We start from the raw sequence: 18419 nt of genomic DNA, 5'->3' as shown, positions 1-18419 counted from the left end.
GTAATTGAGATGATTAAATCAGTCCGTCCCGCGTTCTTCTAGGAGACGGGCCAGGCCTGCCAGCCGTGGGTCTATGGTAGCTTCCGAGCACGCGCACGACAGGACGTTTCGGTTGCCGCCGCAGATGGGGCAGATGCCCCGGCAGCGGGGGTCGCAGACGGCGGCGATCGGCTCGTCCACTTCCAAGAGCTGACTGACGAGTTCGTCGACGTCTATCTCCCGGTTCACGAGGGGAGCGACATCGGAGATGAGTGCGTCGCGTTCGGGAACGTCTTCGCTATACGCTTCTGCCACCGCCACGTCGACATTGCGGGAAAAGGGTTCGAGGCAGCGTGCGCACGTCTCGCTCTCTCGTCCGCTTATCGTTCCCTCGATGAAGACGCCGTGCGAGATGTGGCGGATCTCGGCCCGCAACGTGACGCCGTCCGGATAGCGATCTTCGAGGCCGCCTGCAGGCGCGACGACGCAATTGACATCGATCGGCTCGGGATCGGAACCGAAGAGCCGGGTGACGGGTAGCTTCATCGCTTTGCCGTAAGGGCGCGCAACGCTTCGCTGAACGAGTGCACTGGAATGACTTCGATTCCTTTCGTGCCCGCGACTTCGCTATAGTTGTCGGCGGGAACGAGGAACACCGCGGCATGGGCGCGGATCGCCGCTTCGATCTTTTCGCGCGTGCCGGCTATCGGAGACACGCTGCCATCGGCCGCCAGCACGCCGGTGCCGGCGATGTTCCGGCCGCGCGTGATGTCTGCGCCGGTGAGCGTGCGGTATATCTGCAGCGCGAACATGAGCCCGGCCGACGAGCCGTTGATGTCGGGCAATTTGTATGTGATCGGCACGGGCAGGCGGAACGCGCGCGTCTGCGCTTGGATCAAGATGCCGAATCTCGCCTTTTTCTGGTACATGTACGTAGAGCATGCGACGGCGATGCTCTTCGTGCCGCGCTCGACCGTGAGCGCGAATCTTGTGCCGGGCGGGTGGGAGGACGCCATGCGCACGAGATCCTCGTCGGCGCCGAATCGTTTGCCGTCCACCGCGACGATCGCGTCGCCCGATTTGAAGCATCGTGCCCCGGGCGAATTCTGTTTGGTGCCCCTGACGATGTACGCGATGGATACTTTGACCGGAAGCCCGGCCGCACGTTCGGCTACGACTTGCGCGTTCAATTGACTTTCGGTCATCGCGTCGACGAGCTGCACATTCAGCTGTTTGTCGGTGACGTTCTTCGGAACGAGCTGCTCGCGAGGCACGATCTCATATCCCGGGAACATCTTCGCTATCGCGTAAAACGCCGGACGGCCGGGCCAAAGCTTGATGTCGGTGAGGAAGAGCGCGCCGGACGGTGGCGTCTTCTTCGGCACGACGATCGCGGTATTGAGATTCACGGCGTCGCCCGGACCGTAGATGAAGAACGGAATGGGGTACCAGCCGACAAACGCGACCGCAAGCGTCAACACGATGAGAACGAGCGTCCGGAAGTAGTTCCGAAACGTTGTGGTGCCGGACAAGCGTCCCTCTTATTCTTGGCGCTCTCTTGTGCGAACGCGCCCGTTGGCCGCGCTTGTCAGGCCATCGGCCAACGTCTGACGCCCCTTCTGGACCGCGCCGCGTGCATTGCTCAACGTGGCATCGAGCCCGGCGAGAAGCTGATCGGCGTATTCATCGGCGCCACGCCTGATCTCGCGCGCGCGCGTCTCGGCTTCTGCGACGATGGCGTCCGCACTTGACTGAGCTTGGCGGACGAGCTCCGCGTCGGAGAGCGCCTTTGTCTTCTCGAACGTGGCGTCGGCGCGGATCTTATCCGCATCTTCTTTCGCCTGTGAGAGCAGCCGGTCTTTCTCTTTGGTGACGGCTTTGGCAGTGCTGACCTCTTCGGGTAGACTCGATCGCAGTTTCTCGATAAGGTCTAGCATCTGATCGCACCCGATGACGCGATAGCCGAACGGCAGCCAAACGCCGCCTTTGACGCCGGCTTCCATCTTGTCGATCACGCGATAAACGCTCATGAGACCTTCCCCCGCAGACGGGCCATGGCGCGCAGCACCGATGGCGGCACGAATTCCGAGACATCGCCGCCCAGCGCGAAGATCTCGCGGACACTCGACGACGACACATAGGCATATTCGACGCTGGCCGGCAGAAACATCGTGTCGACGTGACCTGCCAATTTGCGATTGAGGAGCGCCATGGTGAATTCGCCCTCGAAATCCGCGACGATCCGCAGACCCTTTACGATCAAGCTCGCGCCCCGGCGCCTGACGTACTCCACAAGCAAGCCGTCGAAGGCGTCGACTTCGACGTTAGCGAGGTCGGCGCAGGCCTCGCGCAGCATTTCCACACGTTCGGCTAGCGCGAACATCGGGCGTTTGTTCGGGTTGGAGACGACGGCGACCACCAATCGCGAGAAATTCCGGGCCGCCCGGCGCGCGACGTCGAGATGGCCGTTTGTCATCGGGTCGAAGCTGCCGGGGTAGACGACGAGGCCACCGGGTTGGGCGTCCGGCTGGGCGTCCGGTTGGGCAAGCGTTGCTTGCCCTAGTACGGCTTGCCCTAGTACGGGTTTCAACGGCGGCTCTTCTCGCGGCGCGCGGGTTGGCGCGATTTCGTGGCGAGCACGCTTTCCGCCGCGCGATCCTCCGGCAATGATTCGCGCGCCGGCCGCACGGCGGCGAAGGTCAGCGTGGTGTCGCCGTATTTCGCCGACTTGAGCACCTTAAGCGATTCAGGCAGCGGCGCGTCCTCGCCCGTGCGGTGTTCGACGACGACGACGCCGTCGGTCGCGACCAGACCGCGTTGCATGAGCGTGGCGAGTTCTTCGCGCGCTCCGCGATCGTACGGCGGGTCGACTAAGACGATGTCGAACGTGCCGCGAAGCACCCGCAGAGCGCGTATGGCGAGCATCGGCATGATGCGGAAGCGATCTTTCTCTTCGATGACGCGGACGGCGTTGCGCCGCACTGCCATGACCGCGTCCGCGTCGTTGTCGACGAAGACCACGGAACCCGCTCCGCGCGACATCGCCTCAAGGCCGAGCGCGCCGGATCCGGCGAAGAGGTCGAGCACGCGCGCCTCTTCGATCCGCTTGCCCAAAACCGCGAAGAGCGCTTCACGAACTTTCGCCGACGTCGGCCGCGTCCGCACGCCCTTCGGCGCGAGCAGTGGCCGGCGCGCTTTGGCGCCGCCTGATAAACGCATGGAGACCTTAGTTGGACGGCCCGGCGCCGGGTTCATTTTACGACGTGAAGCGCAGGCCGCGGGTTCGTTCGCGACTGTCGATGACGCGTTTGAGCCCTGCGTTTTCTGGCTTTTCCAGGCCGGCATCGGCTGCCACGAGAGCGTCCGCCTCCTTCTTCGCTTGTTCGAAGACCGGCAGATCCCTGATAAGGTTGGCAAGCCGGAACTCTTGCGCGCCGTGTTGCCTGGTGCCGGCGACATCCCCGCTCCCGCGCAGGCGATAGTCTTCTTCGGCGATGGCGAAGCCGTCGTTCGTCGCCGCGAGAATGCCAAGCCGGGCCGAGTCGGATTCGCCGCGTTCGGACGCCACAAGTATGCAATACGATTTGGCGGCGCCGCGGCCGACCCGCCCGCGCAGTTGATGGAGCTGGGCCAACCCGTAGTAGTCGGCGTCGAGGACCACCATCACCGAAGCGTTCGGCACATCGACGCCGACTTCCACCACCGTCGTCGAGATGAGCACCTGGATGAATCCGTCGCCGAGCAAGCGCATGATCTCGTCTTTCTGCTTGCCGGTCATCTTGCCGTGCAAGAGCGCGACCCGCAAGCCCTTGAGATCGCCGTTGCGCAGCGACTCGGCTTGTTCGACGGCCGAATGCAGCGCTCGTTCCGAGTCGTCGATCGCCGGGCAGACGATGTACGCCTGCCGGCCGAGCGCCACTTGCTTTCTCACAAAGTCGAATATCTTCGTCGTGTCCGCCGCTTCGCGGACGTAGGTCTTCACCGCGGTGCGTCCTGGCGGCAGCTCGTCGACAACGCTCAAGTCAAGGTCGGCGTAGAGCGACTGCGCGAGCGTGCGCGGGATCGGAGTCGCCGTCATGATCAGCGTGTGCGGCGTGTAGCCACGGGCCTTCGAGCGCAATTCCGCGCGCTGCAGCACGCCGAAGCGGTGCTGCTCGTCGATGACGGTGAGTCCGAGCGCGCCGAATTCCACGTCATCGGTCAAGAGCGCATGCGTGCCGACGACGAGGTCGATCTCCCGCCCGCGCAACCGTGCGAGAAGATCGTCTCGAGTGTGTTTCTTCAAGCCGCCGACGAGCAGCGCGCTCTCGACGCCTGCCGCCCGCAGCGGCGCGCTGAGCTTGTGGAAGTGCTGCAGCGCGAGGATCTCCGTCGGGGCCATGAACGCCGATTGAAAACCCGCGCGCGCCGCAAGCAAAATCGCGGCGGCGGCCACCGCTGTCTTGCCCGATCCGACATCACCTTGGAGCAACCGATTCATAGGCGCCGGCCGCAACATATCTTCCGTCAGTTCGGCGATGCACCGCCGCTGCGCGGACGTCAACGCGAATGGAAAAAACGCGTCGAGGTCGGCCGCAAGCCGCGACAGCTTTTTGGGCGTCATCGCGGCGGCGAAATCCGGCGATCGTTCGCTCGCGCGCGCCGCTCGCCGCAGCGCCGCTTGCGCTGCGAGCAGGAAGAACTCTTCGAAGACCAGCCTCCGGCGCGCTTCCGCGGCCTCTTCCGGAGACGACGGTGCGTGGATGGCGCGCAGAGCAAAGCGCGCGTCCTTGAACTTGTGCGCGGCATTCACGCGCGCAGGCAGCGGGTCCAATTCGTCCGCCGCGAGCGGGTCGGCGAGAACGCGCGCTAACTCTCTTGTCACCAACCGCCGGATGACAGAGTTGCGCAAACCGGCGGTCTGTGGATAAACGGGGACGAGCTCGCCCGCGAATGCTTCTTCGGCGTGAACGACGCGATGCTGTACGACCGCCATGCGCGCTCCCGTCAGCGTCGCCTCGACGCGACCGCGGACGAATATCTTCATGCCGGCTTTGAGCTGCGCGCCAAGATATGGGCGTCCGAACCACGTCGCTTCGAGAAGTCCGGTGCCGTCGTCGATCACGGCGCTCGTCTTCGACCGGACGCGCCCGCGAAGACGCACGTGCTTGGACTGCCGGATGACGCCGCAGACATTCTGCTCGCCGACTTGATCCGGACCGAGGCTGCGCAGGCCGGCGATGGCCGTCACCTCACGCAAATCGTCGTACCGGTAGGGATAGTGACGGATGAGGTCGTCGACGGTCACGACTCCCATGCGTTCGAAAAGAGCCGCCGTCGCCGGCGTTATGCCGGCCAGCTCGCGAAGCGGCTGGACGAGCGGCGAGCCGGATGCCTGCCGGTCTTGTGTCGTCGCGCGCGCCATGAACTCCGTTGCTTGATGCACTATGAGGATCGCAGACCGGGGTCAAGTGGCGGCCCCGGCGATATTCGATGGAGGCGACACCCAGAGTCGAACTGGGGATCGGGCTTTTGCAGAGCCCTGCCTTACCACTTGGCTATGTCGCCCGATGGGTATTCGGTTTGGATCGACCGGAACCCGAATTTCCGGCGACCCCCGTCACCCACCTCCCGCACGCCCGAGCAGGAGTAACTTTGCCATGCAAAGTAGTCACTTGCCACATTCTGCCGGCGTCCGGTGCTATCCGTTTCGGACGGGCACGAGATCGCGGAGGCGTCTTTGGCATTTGCGGCACGTATCGCGCTGACCACATCGACATCGGAATCGAGCGACAACGCGTTCGAGCGGCTCTTCCGCGCGGAATACAGCAACGTCGCACGCATCGCGCGCCGGATCTTATCGGACACGCACGCAGCCGAAGACGTCGCCCAAGAAGTCTTCGTTTCGTTTCATCGCTTGCACGCTCCGGATTCGCCCTTCGCTGCGAAGTGGCTGTACACGGCCGCCGCCCATACCGCCCTGAACGCTCTCCGCGGGCGCAGGCGGCGTGAACGGCGGGAGTTCGACGACGCAGCGGACGCTCGTGCGATCGCCCGCCACGACAATCCTTTGGAAACCATCGAATCCGTTGAGCGGCGCATCGCCGTCCGCCGCGCGCTCGGCCGCATCAATCCAAGGTATGCGACCGTGCTGGCGTTACGATACGCCGGCCTGTCGTACGCCGAAGTGGCGAACGCGCTCGGCGTCGATTCCGGCCAGGTCGGCACCATGCTCCGACGCGCCGAAGCCGCACTGAAAAAGGAGTTCGACTATGATCCATCCTGACGACGGCGCGCTCCGGCGTTTTTGCGACGAACCCGACGCACTCGACGACGCGCAACGCGCACACCTGGAATCTTGCCCCGCGTGCGGCGCGCGTCTGGACGCGATCCGTGCCGACGCCGCGTTTGCCGCCGGCGTTTTGGGCGCGGCCGGTTCCGACTCGTCACAAGCGGCGGCGCCGGATGATTTGACGAGGGCATGGTCTGCGTTGCGCGCGCGGACAGGTAAGGTGCGGCGGCGGATCGCGTACGGTCCATGGCTCGCGTCGGCTGCTGCCGCCGCGCTGATCGCCGGCATCTTCGGCTTCACTCCCGCCGGTACGCTCGCCCAAAGTTTCCTCACCATCTTCCAGCCGCAGCAGTTTGTCGCGGTTCCGGTCTCGCGCGCCGATCTTGGAACGTTGCCCGATTTGCGAAGCTTCGGCACGGTCGTGGCGCGCACCACGCCGCATATGCGCGAAGTGACCGGCCCCTCGCAGGCTTCCGCGCTTGCCCGCTTTCCGGTTGAAGTGCCGCACTGGCTTCCCGCAGAACTGCCGCACGCGGCGCGATACGCCGTCACCTCCGGCTCCGATACCGCATTCACGTTCAGCGCGGCAAAGGCGTGGGCGAACACACCGCCTCAGTCGCGCATAGCCTTGGCTATGCCGCGTTCGCTCGACGGCGCGGTGCTGGAAGTTGCAACGCGGCCCGCGGTGATCATCGCGTTCGGTGCGACCCTTCCGCCGGTTCGATCTGCGTCGCATGGCGAGGACGCGCGCGGGCATCAGAGCGCGCGCAATGCCGATAGCGGCGACCTGCCGCCGCTCATCATCGTACAGGCTCCGCTTCCGACGGTGAAATCCACCGGCGCGACGGTCGCTCAGATCGAGGACTATCTCTTACGCCAGCCCGGCATCTCGCCGGCGCTCGCGGCAGAGATCCGGGCGATCGGGGATCCGGAAACCACCATGCCCGTGCTCATCCCGATCGATCGCGCATTTGGTCAACCGGTGACCGTCCACGGCGTGGCCGGGCTCGGCATCGGTGACAACACCGGAGTCGGCGGCGTTGTCGTGTGGCAGCGCGGCGGGACCATCTTCGCGGTGGCGGGGAAACTGCGCCAACGCGACATCCTCAACATCGCGGAGAGCTTGCGCTGAGCACTGCGCCCGAGGCTCGCGAGCCGACGGATCTACGCGGTCCGGCTGCGGATCAGCGGCGGCCGGCCGCGGTGCGAACCGACGTCCTGACGAAACGATACGGCCCGGTGACGGCACTCGCTGGCTTGAGCATGTCCGTGCCGCGCGGCGAGATATTCGGCTTTCTGGGGCCGAACGGCGCCGGCAAGACGACGGCGGTCAAGCTGCTGCTCGGCCTCGCGCGGCCGACCTCCGGTGAGGCGCGCGTGTTGGGCGCGCCGCCGTCCGACCTCGAGATGCGCCGCCGCATCGGTTATCTTCCGGAGCTTTTCCGCTATCAGGACTGGCTGACGGCGCGTGAAGTGCTGGCATTGCATTGCGCGCTCGCCGGGTTGCCGCGCGTCCGTCGCTCCGGCGCCATCGACGCGTCGCTCGAGCTGGCCGGCCTCACCGCTCGCCGCGACGACCGGGTCGGCACGTATTCGAAAGGAATGCAGCAGCGCCTCGGCCTCGCGGTGGCGCTCGTCGCGGAGCCCGATGTCGTCTTTCTCGACGAACCGACCTCCGCGCTTGATCCGGTCGGCCGGCGCGACGTGCGCGAGGTGCTCCGTTCGCTCAAGGCGCGCGGCGCGACCGTCTTTCTCAATTCGCACATGCTCAGTGAAGTCGAGCTGGTCTGCGATCGCGTCGCGGTGGTCGATCGCGGCCGCGTCGTCTCGCTTGGAACGCTGGCCGAACTCATCGGCGGTTCGCGCCGCGTGCGCATCGGTGTCGAGGCCGCATCCGACGCGCAATCCGCCGCGGCGTCGGGATTCGGCATCGTCGAGCGCGCCGGCGGAACAGAGATCGTGATCGGCGGCGTCGAGGCCGGACGCATACCGGATGTCGTTGCGGCGCTTGTGGCCGCCGGCGCACGCATACGGTCGGTCGTGCCCGAATCGCAAACGCTCGAAGACCGCTTTCTCGCATTATTGCAAGAGCCCGACGATGCCGATCCTGATCATCGCTAGTCTCGCCGTTGCAGAACTCGTGCGGCGCCGCGTGATCGCCGCCGTGGCCGTGCTGACGGCCGGCTGCATCGCGCTGACCGGCTGGGCCTTTCACAAGCTGCATCTCTATGCGCTCGCGCATGCAGCGACGATCACGCGCGGCGACGAGGCCTTGGCAAATTCGATGCAAGTCATCCTGCTCGCGCACATGTTCGGCATGGTGCTTGCGATCGGCGCTGCGTTTCTGGCCGCGCCGGCGATCGCGAACGAGATCGAAGGCGGCGTCGCGCTCGCCATCCTGCCACGGCCCATCCGGCGGCGCGACGTCGTGCTCGGAAAGTTTTTGGGCGTTGCCGTCGTCACCGTCAGCTTCGTCTTCTTGACGGGATCGCTCGAATTCGCCGTCGTGAATTTCTACACCGGCTACATGCCGCCGCATCCGGTCCAAGCGATGCTCTATCTTTCCGCGGGCGCGCTCGTCCTGCTCGCCCTCGCGCTTGCGGGAAGCACGCGCTTTTCGCCGATCGCCGTCGGAATCGTCGCCGTCGCTCTCTACGGCATCTCGTGGATCGGTCAGGTCGCCGACGGACTGGCTGCCGCCTACAATAATGATGCGATCCGCACCGCGTGCACGATCATCAGTCTGATCATTCCGTCCGGCGGCATGTGGCGCGGCGCGAGCTACAGCCTCGAACCGGTGGCGTTGGCGGCTGCGAGCACACAGCTCAGATTCGACCCGATCACGGTCACCTCGCCGCCCACGCAAGCGTATCTCATATGGACGGCGGCCTGGATCGTCGTCATGCTGGTCACGGCCGTGACGTCGTTCGAGCGGCGCGATGTCTAGATCCGTCCTGCTCGTCGCTCTCGGTGTCGCAGTGGCGGCGGCCCTGCTGATCGCGCCGGTCACGTTTTTCGTTTTCGCGCTGGCTCGTCCGCCGCTCGCCGCAGCGGCGACCGCGTATGTCTCGAGCGCGGGCTGTTCGGGAACGGCGGCGCACGGGTTGCCGCAGCCGCTGCGGCCGATCCCCGATCCCTTGCGCAACGGTGCGCCCTGCGCCGTCGCCGGCGCGATGGTGACGGAGAAGGATACAATATCGCAGGGCGTCGCCGGGCTCACGCGTTACGTGCTCGGGTTGCGCACGGATGCCGGCGCCGAATATCTCGCAACGCTCGATGGCGATGCGGCGGCCGCCTTGTGGAATTCAGCCCAAGCAGGCGATCGCGTCTTGATCCAGACCTTTCGCGGCCGCGCGGTCCTTGTCGGCGACGGAACCCGCACGGTTCCCACCGACGCGAATCCGTCGTCGGCTGCTCAAAACAGCGCGGTTGACCTGTGGATCAGCAGCGGCTTGAGCGCGCTCGAACTGCTCGCAGTCGGCATGTTCGCGATCTGGCGGAGGCGTTCTGCCGCGTCGTCTTAGTCGGTGGATGCGTGAAGACCTGAGCTCTGACAATACCGCACGCCCGAGACGCCGGGCACATAGCCGTTGAGGCCGGTGAGCGTCGTCGAATCGTGGTCGTTGTTGTCTTTTATCTTGTACGCTTCGGAGTTTAAGCACGCGCCAAAGCCGGGTTCCACGAGAGCGTAGTCCAGCCGGTCGGCGGGATCGGTGGGCGTCTCACCCAGATAAGCATTGCCCGGCCCGCCGAACATCGCGACGTCGATCGTCCCTGCGCCCGGATATTGTCCGCTGTTGTCGACCGCGTATTCTTCGAGAGCGGTGGCTATCTGCTTCTCGTTGGCTTCGCACGCCGCGGACACGGACTCGGCTCGCGCATGCAGGAAATTCGGGATGAGGATAGCCGCGAGGACGGCGATGATCCCGATGACGATCATCAACTCGATGAGCGTGAACGCGCGACCCGTTCGGAGCATGGTCGACCTCTTTTAGCCAAGTCTTGGCCTTGCCAGAGTACGACCGTGCTAGTGTGACGGCTGTTACACCGCCATCTGGACCAACGGGTCCAGATGGCGATACGGGAGCGGGTTTGGCTGTCTGATGTCTATGGCAGCAGATCGGTGAGGGGAACGACGTTGGCGGTGTCTTTGGTATGCCCGAGGAGCCCCAAGCCGAACGACTGTTCAATCGTCGACAGGATCGAGTAGTGATTGTAGAACGTCGCGGTCTGTATTGGTTTGGTCGTGCGCTGCGTGATGACGATGGTCGCGATGTGGCCGCCGCCGATCGCCGGCGAGTCGCAGCATCCGAGGAACGACGAGAAGTCGTTTTCGTCCCAGGTCAAAAATATCGCCGAGTTCTTCGTGTATGCAGGCGAATTGTTGATGGTATGGATCAGATTCTTCACGTAGATATCGCCCTGGACCAGGAGACGGTCGGGATCCGAACACGGCGTTTGGCCGTGCATGTCGTGGCATTGGTCCGGCACGATCAGGACGTAACGCGGCGCCGTTCTCCCGCCCGCGAGCGCTTGCAAGAGTGCGTCCATGTTCGGGAGCGGCACGATCTTCGCAAGCCGGGCCGGGTTATTGGCGATATCCCTGAAATAGACGAACGGGTTGTGCTTTTGCGCGTACAGCGGTGCGCCGGTCTTCGGGAACTGCACGCCGAGATAACCGGGCGTCGGCATGGTCTGCTCGAACGCCGTCCACGATATGCCGGCTCCTTCGAGCTCGTCGACGATGTTCGTCGCGTCGATCTTGTCGCACGGCGGCTGAGGCGTGGGTTTGGCATAGCAAGACGGGTTGTCGTCTTGGATTCCGTAGTAGTCGCCTGAGATCAAAGAGACGTAGTTCGGCAGGCTTGGATGGGTGACGCCGAATTCGAGCGTCGCGAGGCCGTATCGCTCCGCAAGGTGCGTGATGAACGGGGTGTCCGGATTGTTGTTGGCGTCGAGATGGCCGACGACGTTGTCGAATCCCTGATTTTCCATAAAGATGATGAACACGCGGTCGAGCGGCCGCACGGCCGCCGATGCGGTCTGCGACATCGAGAGACAGCAAGCCGCCGCTGCCGCAGCGGCGATTGCGGCAAAATGAGCCTTCATACTAACGGATCCTTTCGGAAGTGAACCGTAGTGGTACGCACCTAGCATAGACCCGTTCGATTAAGCCATAGTTATCCGCCGGTTAAATCAAAGTCCCCGGCTCGTTTTGTGTTCGGCTCCCAGATGATGAGCGCGACCGCGATCAAAATGGCAGCGCCCGCCGCGATGGTATGCGGCCCGATGGGTTCGCGCAAGATCAACCAGCCCAGTGCGACCGCGACCAACGGATTGACGTACGCGTACGTGGACACGCGCGCGATCGGCGCGACGCGCAGCAGCCACAGATACGCGCTGAATCCCACGAGGGCCCCGAAGACCACAAGATACCAGAACGCCCACCAGGAGGCCGCGGTCGGGTGCAGCAGCACCGGGTCGCCAAATTCGCCGCCTGCCAACGCCGCGATGATGAGCAAGATGCCGCCCGCGAGCATCTCCATGCCGATCGCCGTCGATGGGTCGTCGGGCAATTCCGCGCTGCGCGCGTAAAGCGAGCCCGCGGCCCACGCGACGGCGGCGAACACGGCGGTCACAGCGCCGAAAATATTCATCGCACCAGCATCGGGTCTTCCCACGAGGAGCGCGACGGCTCCGAATCCGATCACAAGTCCGGCGATCCGTTGGACCGGCAGCGCGTGCTTGAACCAAACGCGATCGAGGAGCGCTATCCACAACGGCACGGTGGCGGCGACGAGCGCTGTGATGCCCGATGGGATGGTCCGCTCGGCGACCGCGACGCCGCCGTTGCCGCCGAGCATGAGTCCTGCGCCGATGAGTGCAGCCGATTGCCAATGGCGAGCGGTGAGCCGGGGCGCCGTCCGTCCGAGCGCCACTTTGCGCCACACGAATAAGATGCTGCCCGCGATGAGGAACCGGACACCGGCCATCAGCAGCGGAGGCATCGATTCGACCGCGATCCTGATCGCTAAATAGGTCGAACCCCACACAACATAGACGATGATCATGGCCGTCCAGATCATCAACTGGGATGTGTCCGCTTTCGTCATGGGCGACGATTCGGCTCGATGCCTCAAAGCCCGTTTTGGATTTGCGCGGCAGGCCGATTGTATTATCTAGCGGTGGACGATCGACTCCGATTTGGATTCCGCATACGCGGCTTTGATCTCAGCGACAAATGGTATGGAGGTGTAGCCCCGCCGTGAATCCAGGTCGCGAAACGAGGCCGATCTGCGCTCGACTTCATCGTGCGCGGCCGCGAGCAATTCGAGCCCGCCCGCTTCGCCGCATGCCGTGAGGACTTGGGCGGTGTGGAAGAGCGCGGTTTCGGGAAACCGGAACTCCGAGTCTATCCGGCTCCGGTTTGCCGCCACTTCGCGCGCCGCTTCCAGCGCGCCATCGCGGTCGCCCTTCTTCAGGCGCGCTGCCGCAAGTTCGGCGAGAATATCGAGGACTTCTTTCTCGAGGCCGAGCGCGCGGGCGAGCCGGCACGCTTCCTCTAAATGGTCCACGGCCTTGTCGAAATCGCCGCGAATCCGTTCGGCAACCCCGAGATTGGTGAGCGCCGAGCAGCGGATGGCGGAAAGTTTCTCCCGATCCGCGATCGCGAGACATCGTCGCGCGGCTGAGGCCGCGATGTCGGCCCTGCCGACGAAGGTGGCGGTCGCGCTGAGATTCATCGCCGCATACCCCTCGCCGCGCGCGAATCCCAGAGCCGCGAAAGTCTTCTCAAGATCCGCGAATTCCGCCATCGCTTGCGTGAGCTTTCCCGTCTTGAGGTCGAGCAGGGCCTGATCGTGCGCGAGGACCGCTTGTTCCCGGCGACAGCCAAGCTGGCGGTATAGTTCGTTCGCTTGGCGGTAGAATTCGCGGGCCTGCTCGATCTCGAAGAGCTCGTTCGCCGCGGCCCCAAGGCCGCGCAGGGCCGCCGCCTCGCCCATCCTATCGCCGATCGCGCGCGCGGCGTTCAACCGTTTCTCCTGCAGCGCCTTACAGTCGCGATAGGCCAGGAGCGCGTGTGCCGCGTTCGCCGCCGCGGCCGTCACTCCGACCAGAGCCGACGGCTTCGCGCCGGCTGAGAGCGCATTGAAGCGGTCCAATATCGCGCGAAGCTCCTGCAAGCTGTCTTGCTGGGCGGCCGCTTCGACGATTCGCGACACGCACGTCAATTGGAGCGCCTTGTCGTCGATGTTTTCTGAGAGCAATAACGCGCGATGGGCCAGCTCGCGCGATGATTCGTAGTTTCCGCCCGCGGCTTCAAGTTCGGCGGCGCACAGCAGTACTCGGATTTCACTCGTGCTCGGCGCGCGTTCCCCGGCGGCTGCGGTGCGTAATTCATCAAGCGTCGCGCGGGCCGTCGCGCGGTCTTCCGTCGCGAGGGCGTGATGGAAGCGCCGTTCCAGGCCGTCGAAGAGCCGCGCGGGGTCGGCGAACGTTTGCGCCAACGCGGTCAGCTCGTCGATGCCGGCGCTGCGCTTGCGATGTTCGGCGCGGCGAGCGTGCACGTCATCGACGATGCTCAATAGCTCGAAGCGAAGGCCTGCATCGTCCACCACCGACAGGCCGCTTTCGGCAAACGAAAGAGCCTCGTCGAGCGCTGCGACTTCAAATGCGGCGGTGGCGGCGGTCCGGTAAAGCGCAGCCGCTCTCTCCCGGCTGCCGCCCCGGTCGTGATGCCGCGCGATCTCTCCGGCGACGTCGGCAAGCCGGGGCGCATGCGCGATTTCGAGAACGCGCGCAATGCGCCGGTGGCGGCGTCTCGTGGATTCCGGATCGCTCCTCGCGTAGATGGCTTCGCGCACCAAGCTGTGGGTGAACACGTAGTCGTAGCGGCTTCGCCCGCCCCCTTCTCGGATCAGTGTCCGATCCTGCAGCTCGCCGAGACCGTCCAACAGCACGTCTTCATCCCATCCGCTGACTTCGCGAAGCACGTCGACGTCGAAGGCGTCGCCGATGGTCGCGCACATCTCAGCCAACACGCGCCCATCGGCGGACAGCCGTTCGCAGCGCCCATTGATCAAATCGCGAACGCCGTTCTCCGACGGTGGTGTAGGCTCGGACTCATCACCGAGATCCCGCATCGCCTCCACAAGGAAAAGCGGATTCCCCGCGCTGCGGGCATGGAGCTTCGCGACGATCTCGTCTGCGCGCGGAGCGATCGACGCGCGCGCACACACGAGCGTCCTCACGTCCGCTTCCGTCAGCCGGCCGACCGCGACATAGCCCGATAGCCGATCCTGCTGCAGCCGCTTGCGCACCGCCCGCAGCGGATGGGCCGTTCCAGCATCCTCGGTCCGGAACGTGCAGACGATCAGCGATGCGGTGCCGCTGCATGCGCGCGCGATGTACTCAAGCGCCGACGCAGAAGTTCGTCCGGCCCAATGCCCGTCTTCCAAGATCAAGAGCAAGGGCCGCGGCCGTGCGAGCGCTCCGATCAGCGAAGCCAATGCGTCGAAGAGCCGCAGGAGGTCGGCTTCGGGTTCCAGCGCATCGAGTTCGGGCAAGTCCGGCCGGTGCGCCCGGATGTCGGGCACGATGCGCGCGATGGCTGCGAGGCGCACGGGATCGAGTTCGACGGCCGAGATGAGCGGCAATGCCGAACGCAGCGCATCCGCCAACGCCTGAAACGGGGCATTTTCCGGCGACGTTGTGGCGCCCCACAGCACGCGCGCCCCTTGAGCTTCGGCAACGAGCGCAAGCTCGCTCACGAGCCTCGACTTGCCGATGCCGGCTTCACCGGCGACGAAGACCAGACGGCCGCGGCCTTGCGCCGACCTGCTCCAGTATTCTTGAAGCTGTTCGATTTCGGCGTCGCGACCGACCATCATGCCGCCCATGGCCGGCATTCGCTCGAGCGGCCCCTCGGAAATCTCAGCGGTCTGCTCATCGGCCGTTCCGCCGCGCCAAATCCGGTCGCGCAGCGTTACCGTCTCCGGCATCGGTTCTACTTGAAGTTCTTTGCGAAGCCGTTCGCCGAACGCATCGAAAGCCGACAGTGCACCGGCGCGGTCGCCCGATTCGTACAGCGCGGAAAGAAGCTGACGGACGACATCCTCGCGGAACGGATCATCGGCGAGCAAACGGTTCGCGTACGAGACGGCTAGACGGAAGTCTCGCGAGCGCCGCGCTTCGAGGACCAACCGATAGAGAGCGCTGACGTAATTCTGCCGGTATCGTTCGCGAAATGGGAAGAGCCAGTCGTCGTAGAGCCCGTCCAGCAATTCGCCGGTGTGCAGTTCCACTGCTGCCGCCGCGTCATCGTGCGACGCCGCAAGGCGCTCGAACTCCGCGACGTCGAGCCAGGCCGGTGCGCCGTCATTCCACGCGACGGTCTCGTCGTGCGCTTCGATCCAGCGCATCTGATCGATGACGGGAAGCGCATTCTGCGTGACGTAGAGCAGCCGCCGCAGATTCGCGCGCGCGATCTCTTCGGCGTCGTCGGGAAACAACGTGAAGGCCAAAGATTCGCGGGTGACGTGGGTGCCCCGATGCAGGAGCAAATAGGCCAAGAAATTGAGCGCCTTGGCCGGCCCACGGAACTTGTACGGCTGTCCGTCCGCCACAAAACGGGGCCGCCCGAAGAGATGGATTCTTAGACGACTCGGATCGCCGGCAGCATGCTGCACGGGCCCAATACCCTTCCGCTCCACAAGCTCGCCATGGGTTCTGTTCGCGCTCGACGCGGTCCTCGGTTTGGCTCGGACGGTGGCGCGACGCTGAGCGGTTATGATGAGGCCGCGCTTCCGCCTCGAAAGGATGGGATTATGATCTCTGTATTGCTGGCCGGCACGCTCCTTCTCGCCACGATCGCATGTGCGATCTCAAGACCTGAGGGCGAACGCCGCTACTGACCGCCTCGTCGGTACGCTTACGACTGCTTCAACGCATCTCGCGCGCGCGCACCGTTTGGTTTGAGGCGCAAGGCCTGGCGGAATGCCGCGACCGCCAAACGCGAAAGGCCCGCGGTTCGATACGCGCGGCCGAGACCGAACTGCGCATCGGCGGAACGCGGATATTCACGCGCGTTTTTTGAGAGAAGCGCGATGGCCGATGCGCTGACGCCCGTCTTCAATATCTGATAGCCGATGAATTCGATTGCCGACTCGGTGTTCACACCTGCGGCGCGACGGCGAAACGATTCGTACGCCTGCGCGTCGTACCGCGCGTCATCGCGATGGTCGTATAGATCTTCGAGCAGCGCGGAGAGCGGCGTGCGGGTGAACCTCGGCGGCGAGAACGCGGATATGGAAATAGGACGATTCGCGACGACGTTCGTCCACGTCAGTCGATTGAGCTCTCTACCGGTTGCCAGATCGACCTCGCGCGAAGTGGTCGGCAGCAATACGCCGGCCACGCGGCGATAGCCGCCGAACAACGTTTGACTGGTGACGCGACTGCCGAACGCGTGCACTTTCGCGGTCTGGCGCGACGCGACGATCAAATACGTCGTCTGGTCGATGTAGAGGTGCTTCGCAAAATCGTCTCGGAGCGTGACGAGGATGTCGAACGCCGGGCGTCCTTGGATCTCTGCCGTGCCGGCGAGCGCGATGTGCGTGCCCTTCGCGTCGGCGTCCACGAGCGAGTCGTCGAATTCCGACGCATGCGTGGTGGCCATGCCCGGTGCGCCGAACGTGCGCAGCACGACGCCGTACTCCGCGTAATACTCCCAAGGCCGGCCGTCATCACCTTCCCTGATCGCCGGATCCAGATGCGGATCGACGGTCTCGTAATACGGTCTCATGTATGTCTGCGACGCCGCGAGCGTGAAGTCGCCCTCGCGATACACGCCGGTGTACGACAGTGAAGTCAACGCTGCCGCGCGATCGTGGCCTCCGATCGCCGCGACGTGGCGCTGCGCGATATTCGCCGCGGTTTGCGGCGCCGATCCGAGAAGCGCGAAAACGGCCAGCGCGCTGGATAACGCGCATGCGAAGTTCATGCACGCTGTGCGCGCTTGAGGATCGCGCGATAGGCGCGAAGCGCTTCGCCGACGGACCACGCCTGTGCGATGCAGCCGCGCGGTTCGTTCGGCGCATCGCCGTCGAAGATCTCGCTCACCGTGCCGAGGCCCGCCTCGCGCAAATGTCCTTCGAGGGGCGCGAGGAGGTCCATCGCGGCGCGCGCGTCGCCGTACGCACGCAGGTGTGCCAGAGCGTACGATCCGAGCAGCCACGCCCAAGCGGTGCCTTGGTGATACGCTGCGTCACGCACTATTTGAGGCCCGAGATACGTGCCGCGATAGCCTGGCTCGCCAGGCCCGAGCGTGCGGATGCCGCGCGGCACGACGAGGGGACCGCAGGCGTCGACGACCGCCCTCACTTGCGCAGGCGAAAGCGGCGTCTCCGTCAGCGCTGCCGCGATGAGCTGATTTGGACGAAGTTCGCTTTCGTCGCCGTTCGGACCATCGATCACGTCATGACAGTAGCCCTTGCCGCCATTCCAGAATCGAGAGAAGCCGCGGCGCGCCGTCACGGCCCAGGCGGAATACGTGTCCGCGTTTTCTCCGATGCGCGCCGCCATCCGGCTCACGGATACGAGCGCGTTGCACCAGAGCGCGTTGACCTCGACGGGCTTGCCGATGCGCGGTGTGACGACCCAATCGCCGACCTTCGCATCCATCCACGTGAGCTGCACGCCATCTTCGCCCGCGTAGAGCAACCCGTCTGCGGCATCGCCGCGAATCCCAAAGCGCGTCCCCTCGCGATACTTCACCACGATCTCTCGCAGCACGGGGAACAGCGTGCGCAGCGTGAGGTCATCGCTCGTGCGCTGGACGTACTGGCGCACAGCTTCGATGAACCACAGGCTCGAGTCGACCGAGTTGAACGTGGGCGCGGCGCCGTCGGCCGGGAATTCATTGGGCAACATCCCCGCATCTACGAACTGCGCCCACGTCACGAGGACGGCCCGTGCCTCGACGTCGCGGCCGGTGGCGAGCAGCAGTCCGGGCAGTGCGATCATCGTGTCGCGGCCCCACTCGCCGAACCAGTGATAGCCCGCCACGATCGAATATCCGGAGTCGGCCGCGATGCCGCGGCGGACGACGAATTGATCGGCGGCGAGTGCGAGCTGCTCGATGAATGCCGGCGCCGCGTCGCCGGCCGCT

Annotated in this window: 18 protein-coding genes and 1 tRNA gene; 6 read left to right on the top strand and 13 right to left on the bottom strand. The window is 64.8% G+C overall.

The genetic code is table 11. The annotated features are described in order from the left end of the window. Positions 1-18 precede the first annotated feature (18 nt). From VII69_02355 to VII69_02325, 7 genes are all read right to left on the bottom strand, one after another. The gene (locus VII69_02355; GenBank protein HEY5093939.1) at positions 19-525 is read right to left on the bottom strand and encodes a DUF177 domain-containing protein; all 507 of its coding nucleotides are present in this window, start codon (positions 523-525) and stop codon (positions 19-21) included. Then, on the bottom strand, positions 522-1511 hold the full coding sequence (locus VII69_02350) for a S16 family serine protease (protein ID HEY5093938.1): 990 nt from the start codon (positions 1509-1511) through the stop codon (positions 522-524). Before VII69_02350 ends, VII69_02355 begins: the two co-directional genes overlap by 4 nt. Before the next feature lie 9 nt (positions 1512-1520). After that, positions 1521-2009 (bottom strand): hypothetical protein, encoded by a 489-nt coding sequence (locus tag VII69_02345; GenBank protein ID HEY5093937.1) that lies wholly within the window; start codon positions 2007-2009, stop codon positions 1521-1523. After that, the gene (gene coaD / locus VII69_02340) at positions 2006-2569 is read right to left on the bottom strand and encodes a pantetheine-phosphate adenylyltransferase (GenBank protein ID HEY5093936.1); all 564 of its coding nucleotides are present in this window, start codon (positions 2567-2569) and stop codon (positions 2006-2008) included. Before coaD ends, VII69_02345 begins: the two co-directional genes overlap by 4 nt. Next, entirely contained in the window at positions 2566-3198 is a 633-nt protein-coding gene (gene rsmD / locus VII69_02335; protein ID HEY5093935.1) for a 16S rRNA (guanine(966)-N(2))-methyltransferase RsmD, read from the bottom strand. Before rsmD ends, coaD begins: the two co-directional genes overlap by 4 nt. A gap of 37 nt (positions 3199-3235) precedes the next feature. Next, the gene (recG, locus tag VII69_02330) at positions 3236-5404 is read right to left on the bottom strand and encodes an ATP-dependent DNA helicase RecG (protein HEY5093934.1); all 2169 of its coding nucleotides are present in this window, start codon (positions 5402-5404) and stop codon (positions 3236-3238) included. Positions 5405-5452: 48 nt separating this feature from the next. After that, positions 5453-5526: transfer RNA gene (locus VII69_02325), tRNA-Cys, on the bottom strand. Positions 5527-5656: 130 nt separating this feature from the next. Between VII69_02325 and VII69_02320 the strand changes: the two genes are divergently transcribed. From VII69_02320 to VII69_02300, 5 genes are all read left to right on the top strand, one after another. Further along, positions 5657-6244 (top strand): sigma-70 family RNA polymerase sigma factor, encoded by a 588-nt coding sequence (locus VII69_02320; GenBank protein HEY5093933.1) that lies wholly within the window; start codon positions 5657-5659, stop codon positions 6242-6244. Next, positions 6231-7382, top strand: coding sequence for a hypothetical protein (locus tag VII69_02315; GenBank protein HEY5093932.1), 1152 nt, complete (start codon positions 6231-6233; stop codon positions 7380-7382). The genes VII69_02320 and VII69_02315 overlap by 14 nt, the downstream gene beginning before the upstream one ends. Positions 7383-7453: 71 nt before the next feature. Further along, positions 7454-8371 (top strand): ABC transporter ATP-binding protein, encoded by a 918-nt coding sequence (locus tag VII69_02310; GenBank protein HEY5093931.1) that lies wholly within the window; start codon positions 7454-7456, stop codon positions 8369-8371. Then, positions 8349-9197 (top strand): ABC transporter permease subunit, encoded by an 849-nt coding sequence (locus tag VII69_02305; protein ID HEY5093930.1) that lies wholly within the window; start codon positions 8349-8351, stop codon positions 9195-9197. Before VII69_02310 ends, VII69_02305 begins: the two co-directional genes overlap by 23 nt. Next, positions 9190-9774, top strand: coding sequence for a hypothetical protein (locus VII69_02300; GenBank protein HEY5093929.1), 585 nt, complete (start codon positions 9190-9192; stop codon positions 9772-9774). The genes VII69_02305 and VII69_02300 overlap by 8 nt, the downstream gene beginning before the upstream one ends. On the opposite strand, the gene VII69_02295 is transcribed toward VII69_02300, so the two are convergent. From VII69_02295 to VII69_02280, 4 genes are all read right to left on the bottom strand, one after another. Then, entirely contained in the window at positions 9771-10229 is a 459-nt protein-coding gene (locus VII69_02295) for a type II secretion system protein (GenBank protein ID HEY5093928.1), read from the bottom strand. The two genes, VII69_02300 and VII69_02295, sit on opposite strands and share 4 nt — an antisense overlap. A 128-nt stretch (positions 10230-10357) precedes the next feature. After that, positions 10358-11359: an alkaline phosphatase family protein gene (locus tag VII69_02290; GenBank protein ID HEY5093927.1), complete on the bottom strand. Its 1002-nt coding sequence runs from the start codon at positions 11357-11359 to the stop codon at positions 10358-10360. A 71-nt stretch (positions 11360-11430) separates the two neighbouring features. Then, complete coding sequence (locus VII69_02285; protein HEY5093926.1) at positions 11431-12363, bottom strand: EamA family transporter; 933 nt, start codon at positions 12361-12363, stop codon at positions 11431-11433. A gap of 66 nt (positions 12364-12429) precedes the next feature. Next, positions 12430-15939: an AAA family ATPase gene (locus tag VII69_02280; GenBank protein HEY5093925.1), complete on the bottom strand. Its 3510-nt coding sequence runs from the start codon at positions 15937-15939 to the stop codon at positions 12430-12432. Between VII69_02280 and VII69_02275 the strand changes: the two genes are divergently transcribed. After that, positions 15931-16164, top strand: coding sequence for a hypothetical protein (locus VII69_02275; GenBank protein HEY5093924.1), 234 nt, complete (start codon positions 15931-15933; stop codon positions 16162-16164). The genes VII69_02280 and VII69_02275 overlap by 9 nt on opposite strands. A gap of 17 nt (positions 16165-16181) precedes the next feature. Here the strand turns inward: VII69_02275 and VII69_02270 are convergent, their stop codons facing one another. Both VII69_02270 and VII69_02265 read right to left on the bottom strand, forming a co-directional pair. Beyond that, positions 16182-17252 (bottom strand): hypothetical protein, encoded by a 1071-nt coding sequence (locus VII69_02270; protein HEY5093923.1) that lies wholly within the window; start codon positions 17250-17252, stop codon positions 16182-16184. After that, positions 17249-18419 (bottom strand): amylo-alpha-1,6-glucosidase (locus VII69_02265; protein ID HEY5093922.1); only part of this gene is annotated, 1171 nt, incomplete at its 5' end. The genes VII69_02270 and VII69_02265, both read right to left, overlap by 4 nt.

Source organism: Candidatus Eremiobacteraceae bacterium (assembly GCA_036511855.1).
Lineage (GTDB): Bacteria > Vulcanimicrobiota > Vulcanimicrobiia > Eremiobacterales > Eremiobacteraceae > JABCYQ01.
The sequence above is the reverse complement of the archived record's forward strand: the minus strand, read 5'-3'. Positions and strand labels throughout refer to the sequence as shown.

What these genes read in the sequence shown, in the direction of transcription:
- VII69_02355 (HEY5093939.1), bottom strand. Translation starts at nt 525, where the DNA reads ATGAAGCTACCCGTCACCCGGCTCTTCGGTTCCGATCCCGAGCCGATC.
- VII69_02345 (HEY5093937.1), bottom strand. Translation starts at nt 2,009, where the DNA reads ATGAGCGTTTATCGCGTGATCGACAAGATGGAAGCCGGCGTCAAAGGC.
- rsmD (HEY5093935.1), bottom strand. Translation starts at nt 3,198, where the DNA reads ATGCGTTTATCAGGCGGCGCCAAAGCGCGCCGGCCACTGCTCGCGCCG.
- VII69_02315 (HEY5093932.1), top strand. Translation starts at nt 6,231, where the DNA reads ATGATCCATCCTGACGACGGCGCGCTCCGGCGTTTTTGCGACGAACCC.
- VII69_02305 (HEY5093930.1), top strand. Translation starts at nt 8,349, where the DNA reads ATGCCGATCCTGATCATCGCTAGTCTCGCCGTTGCAGAACTCGTGCGG.
- VII69_02300 (HEY5093929.1), top strand. Translation starts at nt 9,190, where the DNA reads ATGTCTAGATCCGTCCTGCTCGTCGCTCTCGGTGTCGCAGTGGCGGCG.
- VII69_02295 (HEY5093928.1), bottom strand. Translation starts at nt 10,229, where the DNA reads ATGCTCCGAACGGGTCGCGCGTTCACGCTCATCGAGTTGATGATCGTC.
- VII69_02290 (HEY5093927.1), bottom strand. Translation starts at nt 11,359, where the DNA reads ATGAAGGCTCATTTTGCCGCAATCGCCGCTGCGGCAGCGGCGGCTTGC.
- VII69_02285 (HEY5093926.1), bottom strand. Translation starts at nt 12,363, where the DNA reads ATGACGAAAGCGGACACATCCCAGTTGATGATCTGGACGGCCATGATC.
- VII69_02275 (HEY5093924.1), top strand. Translation starts at nt 15,931, where the DNA reads ATGCTGCACGGGCCCAATACCCTTCCGCTCCACAAGCTCGCCATGGGT.
- VII69_02270 (HEY5093923.1), bottom strand. Translation starts at nt 17,252, where the DNA reads ATGAACTTCGCATGCGCGTTATCCAGCGCGCTGGCCGTTTTCGCGCTT.